5 protein-coding genes are annotated in these 11,181 nt (G+C 76.8%); all 5 read right to left on the reverse strand.

Annotated features, from left to right (window positions below):
* Positions 1 to 18: 18 nt before the first annotated feature.
* The 5 genes from CRP51_RS27040 to CRP51_RS27055 all read right to left on the reverse strand — a co-directional run bounded on the left by CRP51_RS27040 (position 19) and on the right by CRP51_RS27055 (position 11,093).
* Entirely contained in the window at positions 19 to 222 is a 204-nt protein-coding gene (locus CRP51_RS27040; protein ID WP_097233992.1) for a hypothetical protein, read from the reverse strand.
* A 72-nt stretch (positions 223 to 294) separates the two neighbouring features.
* Complete coding sequence (locus CRP51_RS27045; RefSeq protein ID WP_097233993.1) at positions 295 to 1,794, reverse strand: DUF6519 domain-containing protein; 1,500 nt, start codon at positions 1,792 to 1,794, stop codon at positions 295 to 297.
* Between the two features lie 103 nt (positions 1,795 to 1,897).
* Positions 1,898 to 4,033 (reverse strand): hypothetical protein, encoded by a 2,136-nt coding sequence (locus CRP51_RS29240; protein ID WP_212616021.1) that lies wholly within the window; start codon positions 4,031 to 4,033, stop codon positions 1,898 to 1,900.
* Positions 4,030 to 7,797: a putative baseplate assembly protein gene (locus tag CRP51_RS29245; RefSeq protein WP_212616023.1), complete on the reverse strand. Its 3,768-nt coding sequence runs from the start codon at positions 7,795 to 7,797 to the stop codon at positions 4,030 to 4,032. Before CRP51_RS29245 ends, CRP51_RS29240 begins: the two co-directional genes overlap by 4 nt.
* Entirely contained in the window at positions 7,794 to 11,093 is a 3,300-nt protein-coding gene (locus tag CRP51_RS27055; RefSeq protein WP_097233994.1) for a baseplate J/gp47 family protein, read from the reverse strand. The genes CRP51_RS29245 and CRP51_RS27055 overlap by 4 nt, the downstream gene beginning before the upstream one ends.
* Between the last annotated feature and the right edge of the window lie 88 nt (positions 11,094 to 11,181).

The raw sequence follows: 11,181 nt of genomic DNA on the forward strand, positions 1-11,181 counted from the left end.
GGCCCGGCCCGGCACCGCTCAGGTGAGGGCGCGCACCACCCAGCGGACCGCCGCCGTGACGGCCTGCCATATCCCGCCGAACAGCCCCGCCGACGTGGCCAGGTCGGCGGCGTTGGCCGCCGTGTCCGTGGCCGCTTCCGTGCGGCCGGCCCCGGCGCGGCACCGGGGGCAGGACCGGGGCCAACGGCGCTTGTCCGCGCCGCAGTTCTTGCACATCGCCATGGCCCCATCGTCCCCTACCGTCCGTCGGCCGGGCGGCCCGGTGGCGGGCGGGCCGCCGCCCGGGTGCCCGCGCTACTCCGCGCCGGCCGCCTCCGCCGCCGCGCGCGTCTCCTCCGCCGCGGCGCGTTCCGCCGCCAGTTCGGCGGCGGAGGCCGCGGGTACCGGGGTGGCCAGCGGGCCGAAGGAGTCCCGCAGGTCCGGCTCGCTGCCCTCGCCCCACACCCAGGCCAGAGGCGCGAGATGGGGGGTGACGCCGAGGGGGCCGCGCAGCAGGGGACGGTGGCCCGCGTCGGTCGGCCACTCCACGCCGCCGGTGGCGGTGCGGGCGGGAACCAGCCAGTGCTCTCCGGTGCGGTAGCCGCCCCCGGCGGCGAAGTACACCTCGACGCCGTCCTCCAGCGGCAGCCAGCGGCCCTCCTCGACCGGCAGGGCGCCCTCGTGCAGCCGGGCTCTGCCGCGCCCGCCGCCGGAGTGGTCCCAGCGCCGCAGGTACGGGTGGAGGTCGGGCCGCCTGCCGACCGAGGCCGGCGGCTCGGCCGACAGCCGCACCCGGCGGCCCGGCAGGTCCAACTCCTCGACCCGCGCCAGCGGCAGCGCGGCCTGCCGGTCGGCGGCAGCGGTGTCCAGCAGCTCGACCCGGTCGCCGACGTCGAGCGACAGCTTGTCGTCGGCGCCGAGCGAGCCCAACCGGAGCCAGGAGCCGTCCACCTCGTCCACCGGGAAGGTGACCGAGCCGTTCTCCCTCGACCACTTGAAGGTGGCCTCGCCCGCGGGACCGCCCCGGTGCACCTCGACGCGGTAGAGCTGGTTCTCCAGGCCCCGGAACCTGGCGTCCGGCCCGACCAGGCACGGGTCCTCGTCGGCGCGGGCGGGCCGTTCGGCGCGCGCGGCCAGCGCGGAACGGTGCGCCGCCTCCTCGTCGGCCCAGCGTCGGAAGGCGGCCCTCGCCTCGTCGGGGCCCGCCTCGGCGTCCAGCCCCAACTCCCCCGCAGGCAGCGGCAGTACCTGCCAGACGACCTTGACCCGCGCGGTCGTGTCGGGGGTGGCGGCGCCCAGCGCCACCTCGCGCAGCCGGGGGTCCTCGGCCGCGGTGACCAGACGTTCGAAGACCCTGAGGTAGACCAGGTAGGGGTAGCCGGTGGGCAGCCGGTCGGCCGGGTTCTCCCGGTCGAGGTGGGCGCCCGGCTGGTCCCAGTAGGTCCATTCGGCGGGCTCCTCCCGCGCCTGCGCGCCGCCCTCGGCGCTCCCCTCCGCGCCGTCGTCCGGCACCGGGATGCCGGCCCGGGGGCGGTCGGCGTCGACCTGGATGCCGTCGACGTAGTAGCGGCCCCCGCCGATGGTCAGGGTGTCCAACTCGCCGCTGGAGCCGACCAGATGGATCTCGAAGCCGACCGCCCCCTCGGGGCCGGCGTGGCGCCCGACGAGATCGACGGTGGCGGTGCGCGCCTGGTGGAGTTGGATCGCGGCCTGCTCGTTGACGTCGGCGTCGAGTTGGACACGGCCCTGCTGGGCGACGACCGCCGAGTAGTGCCGCTCCGGCTGGAAGGTGATGCGGGACAGATCTGCGTGCATGGAGATGCGTTCCCCCCTGGGGCGGGCTGCGGACTGCGCTCGGGACTGTGCGGTGGGTGCCGGGTACCTGCTGCCGGGTGCTGGGCGCGGGTGCGGAACGGGCTCAGGTGGCGAAGAGGATGCCGGCATCGGTGCCGGCGGGGGTGTGGTCGGCCAGTCGGGACCACAGGTTGTCCTCGCGTTGCGGCTCGAAGAGGTCGTGGAACACGCCGAGTTCGGCGCCGTCGTCCGCGCCCCGCCGGATTTCCTCAGGACCGCCGTCCGCCAACCGCGCGTAGTACGGCGTGCCGTAGCGTTCGCTGGCGAACCACGGCCGCACCGGCCGGTCGGCGCTCTCCGGCAGGCAGCGGAACCGGCGCGGGGTGCGCGAGCCAGGCGGCACGTAGCAGAACCGCAGATGGCCGACCTGCCGGCGGGCGACGTGGAGTCGGCCGGTGAGCAGGCTGTTCTCCGCGACGCGCACGGCGTGGGCGTGGATCTCGCCGATCACGGTGGTGCGGCGCAGGTGCAGCACCGCGTGGGCGTGGCGGCAGTCGGGTGCGGCCAGCGCCGGCAGGTGGTGGGCGGTGGCGTCCAGGACGCTGTCGCTGATCCGCAGCGGCGGCGGGTCGGTGCCGACCTCGTCGCCGATGACCTGGATGGCGCCGAGCACGCTGCGCGCGATGTCCACGCGGGCGGTGGTGCGTTCGAGCACCAGGCTGGGCTCCTCAGGGTGGTGCGGCGCGCACCCCGCTTCGAGTGACCAGCCGGGTACCAGCGTGCAGTGACGTACCGTCAGCGAGCCGAGCGGGCCGCTGACATGGATGCCCCTACCGGTGACCAGCAGGCCGTCCAGGGTGACGTGCGGGGCCTCCCCCGGCGGGCAGCCGTCGTCTGCGTGGATGTTGAGCGCGTCGGGCCGGTTGCTGTACCAGTCAAGGAGGCGCAGCACCGGACGGGTGCCCTCGGCGGCGCGCAGGTGGAGCCGGTCGCCGGGTTCCAGGTCCAGGTCGAACTGCTCCTGGTAGGCGCCGCTGTCGGTGATCTCGATGATCGCCTCGGGCCCGCAGCGGCCCGCGCCGCGGTCCTCGCGCCAGCGGGCGAAGGCGTCCATGACCCGCTGGTGCGGCTGGCCGGGACCGACGGGGTAGCGGGTGGCGTCCGGCGTGTCGTGGCGGACGCGCGGGTACTCGCCGCCACCGAGGTCGTCGGCGAGGGCGTGGTGGTAGCTGACCCACACGCCGTGCCGGGGCGCGGTGCGGGCGCCGAACGCGATCCGCCCCAACTCCGGGTCCACGACGACCTGTCCGCGTCGGGCGCGGTAGCGCCAGTCGGAGAGGTCGGCGACGACGAGCTCGTCCGCCTCGACGGGCTCCGGCCGCCCGTCGCGCCAGATGGTGAGGCTCTTGCCGGGTCCGTAGTAGTCCAGCGGCCGGTCGGCCAGTTGGCGGCGGCGGACGAACGCGGGGACGTGGTCGAGGGTGGCGAGGTGCGCGGCGGACACCTCGGGCTCGGGCCGGGTCACCAGCGGGGTGTCGTTGCCGAGCACGGAGAAGGTGTAGAGGTTGCGGGCGCGGTCCACGCAGTAGGCGGGCGCCCTGGTCACGGAGTGCGGGCGCAGCCGCCACACGTGCAGGCCGACGCCGGTCGGGGCGTGGCCGCCGGCCCGGTGGCGGGAGGCGGCCCGGCGCACGTCGACGGTCCTGGGCAGCTCGTCGAACGGGGTGCCGGCCAGGCCGAGCGCGGCGCCGTCGCGCAGGTCGGGCAGCCGGCCGCGCGCGGCGCGTTCCGCGCTGGTGGCGGGGGTGTGCAGGCGGACCGGCTGGTGGTGGGCGACCAGTCGGGACAGTTCGACGGCGCGGGCGGGCCAGCCGGCGACCGAGTCGGCCAGCTCCTCCAGGAGGGGCAGCGTTCCCTTGCGGCGGCGGTAGCCGAGGGTGGCGGCCACGTCGCGGCGCGGCGCCAGCGCCTCGGCGAGACGGCGGCGGGAGGCGTCGGAGAGGGCCTCGTGGGAGGCCGGCAACCGTTCGTACCCGGGCAGCGGGCGGTAGCCGACCAGCTCGCCGAGGTAGGGCAGCGCCCAGGGGGCGGCCGTCTCGACGAAGAGGTCGCGGTGGTTCTGCTCGACGCCGGTGCGGATGAGGTCGGCCTGCTCGGCGATGACCGCGAGCAGGGCCCGCAGCGGCTCACCGTGCTCGGCGTCCCGCAACCGGTGCCAGCGGGGCAGCAGTTCGGCGAGCGCGTCCGGCTCCCTGGTCACCTGGGCACCTCCGTGAGAATCAGCGAGTCGGGCAGTTCGGGTGCGAGCAGCACGAGTTGGGCCGGCCGGATGCCGCGGAAGACATGGACGACACGGCCGGCCGGCAGCCGGGACGTGTCGGTGATGTCCGGGTTGAGCCGCAGCAGTCGGGCCAGGGTGAGCCGGTGGCGGGCGGCGACGGAGGTCAGTGTCTCCCCGGCCTCGTCGGTGACCCGGTAGGTCTCCTCGCGGTACTCGGCGAGGCGGGCGGGCACGGCGGCGGGAGGTTCGTCGCGCCTGCCCAGCAGGTCGAGCAGCTCCGCCGGCGTCGTCGACGGCGGGAGACCGGCGAGCCGCTCCACGTCGACCCAGTCGACTCCGGGCACGGAGTGGGCGATGGCCAACACGTCGGAGAGCACGACCGGTTGGCCCAACTCGCGCCCCGCGAAGCCCAGTTCATGGTAGAGCGCGGCGCGGAGCCGGGGCTCGACCAGCCGCCAGGCGTGGTCGGGGGCGACCCTGACACGGGCCGCGAGAAGCAGCGGTACCCGCTCGCGCGGGTCGACCAGGACCGGCGCGTGGGCGTCGCCGTGTTCGGCGAGCGAGACGCGCAGCGCGCGCAACACCTCGGAGTCCTCGGCGAGTTCGCCGTCGCCCGCGCCGGCGACCGTGAGGTGGAGTGCGGTGCGGCGGCCGTCGAAGAGCTCGGTGGCGACGGCACGGTCGATGCCGGCCCGGGAGCGGGCGAAGTCCTCGTAGTCGCGGGTGGAGACCAGCCGGTCCAGCGTGGAGACGGCGAGCGGCACCCGGTGCCGGCCGGCGGGCAGTCCGCCGGCGCTGGGCAACTCGGCTCCCGGGGCGGCCAGTTCGTCGCCGTCCTGGTCCGCGCCCCCGGTGGCGGGCACCGGGTTGGTGACGCCGGTGACGCCGAGGGGGCGGGTGAGGGCCTGGGTGACGGCGTCGGCGGGCACGTTGCCGGCCTCGCCGACGCCGAAGCGGTAGGCGGCCCGCACGTTCCCCTCGCCGGTGGGCAGCCGCGCGCCGTGCCTGCCGTCGCCGAAGGTGACCGTGGTGCGGCCCTCGGCGTCCGTGCCGAGCACGTAGACGCGTGCCGTCGGGCCCCGCCCCGCGAGGCTGTCCACCCGGCGCCACAGCAGGCCGTCGACGCGGATCTCCAGCGTGGGGCTCGCGCCCAGCGGGCTGTCGTCCGGCAGCCAGGTCAGCGGGGACCGCCAGAGCGCGAACGTCTGGTGGGGCACGGCGCTGTCGCCGCTGCCGACGGCCTCGTCGCGGCTCTCGCCGTGCGAGGCGGGCACCACGTTGCCCTGGACGCGCACGGTGTCGCGGCGGTAGGTGTGCGCGAGCTCGGCGGTCAGCGTCAGCACGGTGTGCACCCGGTCGCCGGGCAGCCGGGGGTCGACGGTGTGCTCCACCGCGCCGACGACCGCGAGTTCGGTGGCGGTGACGCCCTCGGCGCCCGGGACGTCGGTGCGTTCCCCGCTGACGGCCAGCACCCGGCCTGGGCTCAACCCCTCGTAGAGCTCGGCGAGTTCGATGGTGTCTCCGGCCACGTCGGCGCCCAGCGGCTCGCCGCCCGGGGGCAGGGACTCGGCGCCGGCGTGCACGACGGCCCCCCTGATGTGCGACAGCAGCGTGTCGTGTGCGTCCAACCACGGGTCGGCCAGGGTCAGTTCGGTACCGCGCCCGGTGATGCCGAACTCGGCGTAGGCGGCGGTCCTGGTGCCGGTGACCCGGGTGCTGACCCGGGCCAGCCCGGCGTCGCCCGGGATGCCGTCCTCCGCGCCCTTGCCGGGGCGTTCGACCACGATCCGGCTGCCCACCGCCACGGTGTCGTGCACGGCGTCGAGCCGCAGCACGTTCCTGGTCTCCGGGTCGGCGGGGGTGGCGATGCCGATCTCGACCGCGGCCGGTTCGGTGCGTGCGACATGACGTGCCGTCACCTGATAGTCGCCATGGGGGCCTTGCCGCTCGTCCCCGGGGGCGAGGGTCCAGGTCAGCGGGCCGGCCTCGGCGCCGTCCACGGTGACGGCCAGCTCCCCGCCGGCGCCCGGCGCGGTCACGGTGACGGTGCGCGCCGGGAGCCCGGGGCGCAGCTCGGCGACGGTGTCCGGGTACCCCTCCGTTCCGCGCTGCGTCAACTGAACGCTTCCCGGGCCGAGTTCGAACGTGGTGGAGTCGGCCGGCAGGTTCACCGAGTGCTGCCGGGCACCGCCCGCGTCGGCGTGGGTGAACTCGGCCCTGACGGCGGTGCCGCCCGCGGTGTCGTGGACGACGCGCACGGTGGTCAGGGTGCCGCCGGTCAGCGGCCAGTCGGACTGCCGCACGGTGCGTCCGGCGCCGTCCTGGACCGGCAGTTGGGGCGCGGTGGCGCCGAACGGCGCGGCCCGCACCCGCATGACCGCGATCTCGCGCAGGGTGTCCGGTTCGACGGGCACGGCCAGCGCGGCGTGCCGCCACGCGGCGTGCAGCGCCGCCCGGTCGCCGCCCGCGCCCCGGGGCGCCAGCAGCCGGGCGGCGAGCCCGGGGTCCGGCCGCCCGGTGGCGGGCACGAGTCGGCGCCCGGCGGCCGGCCCGCGCAGCGCGGGCAGCAGGGCGCCGAGGGCGGCCAGCGCGTTCGCCGGGGCGCCGGCCGGCGCCCCGGGCGCCGCGGGGCCCAGGGCGGCGGCGCGGCGCGCGAGCTGGGCGAGGGCGGCGGCCAGCCTGGTGAACCAGGCCGCCACCTCAGGGTGGGGCTCGGCCAGCGCCACCGCCTCGGCGGCGCGTTCGAGCGGGTCGGCGAGCCGGGTCACCAGGGCCTGGTAGCCGGTGAGTTGGTCGAGATCGGCGCGGAGCGGCGCGAGTACCCGCGCGTCGAAGTCCTCGACCAGGCCGCTGAGCGGGGGCGGAAGGGGATGGTCGGGGCCCGGCTCCTGCCCCGGTCCGCCGGGCGGGGCGGTGATCCAGCGCCGCACCTCGGCGACCAGCTCGGCGGGCGTGGGCGGCGGCGCCTCCGGCAGCCGGATCGCCGTCACGCCCTCGGCCCGGTCCACCCTGACGCCCGCGACGGACAGCAGCGAGGGGGCGCCCCGCCCGAAGACGAAGAGCAGCCGCTCGCCGACCGCGAGGGAGTGGCCCGTGCCCTCGACGAATATCTCGGAACGCCCGCGCAGAAGCTCCTCGGTCAGCAGGGCCGGCCGGCGACGGCGCACCGCCAGCGCGTTCCACTCCGCCCTGGCGACCAGGTCGCGGTCGGTCTCGAAGGTCTGCGCCCGCTCGTCCTCCCCCCGCGAGCCGGTGGGGACGCTGTGACTGCGCGCGCCGCGCGGGATCAGGACCTCGGTGCCCGCCGGCCCGGTCCTGGAGTCGGCCTCGACGGTGTACGCGAGATGGGTGGTGGCCGCGACGCCGGGCCGCGGCCGGTAGCCGACCAGCCGCCCCAGCAGGGCGATCGAGCGGTGCTCGACCGCGGTGCGCAGATAGGACTCCTGGGCGGCGCGTTCGCCGTGGAACGTCAACGTGTCGCCCAGCACGGCCCAGGCGTCCAGCAGGGCGAGGGCCGGGTCGTCCGGGGTGCGCACGGTCAGCTCGCGCAGGGCGGGGTACGCGGGTGAGGCCAGCCGGTCCAGCATGGCGGCCAGCAGCGTGCCGTGGTCCCCGACCCGGAGGTCGAGGACGGAGCGGCCCGGGGGGTTGTGGATCGGCGCGGGGGCGCGTCGCTCGTCGTGCGCGCCGGTACGGCCGGGGTCGTACCCCCGGTCGCCTCGCTCGCGGGGTCGTCCGGTCATCGCCGGTCACCTCCTGGCGTCAGCTCGATCGTGAGCCGGCCGTTCTCGGGCAGATCGGGGTCGTTGTCGCACTGGGCGACCTCCAGCGGTCCGAGCCGCAGCACGCCGTCCTCCCGTTCCCCCCGTGGCGGGTGGAACTGCCGGTGCAGCCGCGTCACCCGCGCCGCGCGCACGCCCCGGACGGCGGCGGCAGCGGCGACCAGGCGGCTGAGCCGGACGGGTTCGCCGAAGGTCAGCGCGTCCGGGTGGAAGAAGCCGAGCCGCCCGCCGGGCAGCGTGCCGGCGCCGAGCACCCGGTAGAGCTCGTCGACGATCTGGCCGTGCTGGTGGCCGGGCGCGGCGCAGACCGCGAGGGCCACCTCCAACGGCACCGGACGCGCCGGCCCCACCACCACGTGGTGGCCGATGCGGCGGACCGGTTCGAGGGCGGCGGCCACGGCCGCCAGCAGCTCGGCGGGCTGTTCCGCGGGGCCGAGGCCCCGGGCGTCGACGGCGACGTGCGCCTCGTGGCCGGCGCCGGTGAAGCGCAGCTCGGCGGCGGCCCTGGCCACCCCGGGCACCCCCGAGGCGAGCCTCGCGTAGTCGGCGGCGGTCACCGCGCGCAGCGGTTCGCGGCGCGGGGCGAGCGGGGCCCGCCGACGGATGTCGGCCAGCGACTCGGGCTCGGCGCCGCCGACGGCGGGCAGCGGGTTGCGCACCTCGACGACGGGGAACGGGCGGCGTCCCTCCGGGCTCCCGGCGTGCGGCCCCTCCTCCGGACGGGCGTCGAGCACCAGATGGCGGATGGCCCCGGCGCCCACGTTGCCCGCCGTGCCGCCGCCGACCCGGTAACGCAGCTCAAGTCGGCTTCCCGGCCTGGGTCTCGCGCCGTAGGCGCCGTCGCCGAAGCGCAGCGCGAGACGGCCGTCGTTCTCCAGCTCGCCGACGAAGTGGTGGTCGCGCGAGGGCCCCGACCCCTCGGGCCTCGGCGCGCCCCACGGCCCGCTGTCCAGCAGGTCGCGGCGCGGCTCCCACAGCTGGCCCCTGCCGCCGTCGTCGGCGAGCTCCCACAGCCGGATCGCCGGCAGCGCCGCCGCCGGGGCCGGCGGCAGCGCGGCGGCGGGGCCGTGCAGCGCGGGGTCCTCGGGGAGCAGCCCGGCGGCGTAGGGCGGCCCCCAGGCGCGGGTCAGCTCCCACACGACGCGCTCGTCGAGGACCCGCCCGGCGCGGGCCCGCGCGGTGAGCACGGCCAGCCGCTTGAGCTTGCCGCCCAGCAACCGCTCCCTGCGGTGCAGCAACTCGGCGAGTGCGCGCGCCGGTTGGCGGTGCGGCTGGAGGCGTTCCACGGCAGGCGCCCCGAAGAGGGTGGTCAGTTCGGCGATCTCCGCCTCGTCCAGCCCTTCCCGGTCGCGGGCGGAGCGCCACAGCTCGACCAGCCGCGTCCTGACCCGCTCGGGCACCCCGGCCAGCGCCGCGGCCTGCCCGGCCGCGATGTGGCGCGGGTCGGGGAAGGGCACGGTCTGGGCGACGGGCTGACGGCGCGGGCGCGGCCGGAAGGCGGCGGGGATGCCCGGGTAGGTGGTCTGGGCCAGCAGCGTCTCCAACGCCTCCGCCTGGGCGGGCGCCGTGCTCGGGACGACCCGGGCGCCGCCGCTCCGCCGCCCGGCCGACTCCACGTCCAGGCCGGCGCGCCGGGTCGCCTCCGCGCCCACCAGGCGGAACAGCTCGCCGACCTGCGCGGCGTCCAGCGGCCTCCCGTGTCCGGTCTGCCGGCGCAGCGCGTTGATCAGCCGGGCCGGCGGGTTGCCGGGCCCGGTCGCGGGGTGGTCCGCCTCCGCCGCGCGGTCGTGCGGCACGGTGGGGTCCGGGGGAACGGTCACCACCTCCGGTGCGGGGCCGTCGAATCCGGGCTCCGGGTGGGTGCGGCCGTGGTCGACGGCCAGGACGTTGCCGCGTGCCAGGGCCACGTCCTCCAGCGGCCCGCGGTCCGGGCCGCCGCGCCCGGCCACGTGCAACGGGAAGGTCAACGCGTCCTCGGCGGACCACCGGACCTCGACCACCGGCTGGTCAAGCAACTGGTCAACTGCCGGGGTGACGGAGGTCAGCCTGACCACCTGCCGGTGGGAGGGGTCGGCGTCGCCCGGGGTGCCCGAGTGCGGGCCGCGCACCTCCTCGAAAAGCAGCAGGTCGCCGGGGCGCAGCGCCAGCCGACGCCGTCTCCCGCCCCCTCCTTCCCGTTCCCGCGGCGGCTCCTCCCCGTCCGGCGAGCCGTGCCCGTCCCGCGTCCAGGCGTCCCTCAGGGTGGCGGAGGTGCTGCCCCTCGGCAGGACCTCCACCTCGCCGTCCCAGGTCCACAGGGAGATGGCGTTGTGTTCCGGGCGCAGTGTCACCGGCCGGGGGTCCAGCGGTTCGAAGACCTCGACCGCGCCGTGCTCCTCCAGCTCGGCCAGCTCGTCGAGGGTCAACACCGTGCGCGGAGCGGGGCGTTGGTCGAGCTCGGGGGCCCGCGTCTCGACGGCGGCGAACCGGTACTCCCCCGGCCCCAGCGTCGCCTCCTCCCGCACCCGCAGCACCACGAGGGCGCGGGCCGAGCAGCCGTCGTGCACCGGGTAGTCGACCAGCCTCGCGTGGCGGCGCAGCGAGACCCTGCTGCGCGCGGTGTCCAGATACGCCTCGGTGGCCACCGCGTCCTGCTGGTAACTCAACTGGTCAGCCGTGTAGGCCAGCAGCTCGACCAGTGTCACCCCGAGGTCGGCGGGGTTGCGCTCGACCCAGTCCGGCGCCGTCAACGCCACGCGGTCCAGCAGCAGTCGGCGGAAGGACGCGTAGTCCCTGGCGACGTGGTCGGACGCCGGGGGCGGGGCGAGCTCGGCCCTCGCGGGCGGCTCCTCCCGGTGCGTCTCCGGGTCGAGGGGGCGGGGGCGCTGCGGCGCGAAGGTGAAGTCCGCACCGTGGTAACGCTGGTCGAGCCCGGGTAACGGGTCGGTCCCCGGGCGGCCGAACGGGTCGGGGGCGACCAGCGAGACCCGGTAGACCGAGGTGTCGCCCGCCTTGTTCAGGCGCACGTGCAGCCGGTCGTCCAGCTCCGGGTCCTCCTCGCGTTCGACCTCGACGCCCAGCGCCTCGACGCCGGTGATCCGCCGCCCGCCGTCGATCCGGACGTGCTCGGGCCCCAGGCCGTGCGGGGCCTTGCCGAGGAACGTCACGGTGAGCGTCAGCCCGTCGTCGCCGACCTCGACGCCGTCCACCCCGTCGCACCCCGGGGTCGCCCTGATCCGTCCGCGTCTGCCGGACGCGCGCGCGGTGTCGCCGCTCATTAGAGGACCATCCTTTCTGCAGCCCTCACGGGTAGGGTTGTGACCTCTTGGTCCCGGCGGGTGCATGGCCATCGTCGCGAGCCGTTCG

Source organism: Streptomyces zhaozhouensis, assembly GCF_900230195.1.
Classification (GTDB): Bacteria; Actinomycetota; Actinomycetes; order Streptomycetales; family Streptomycetaceae; genus Streptomyces; species Streptomyces zhaozhouensis.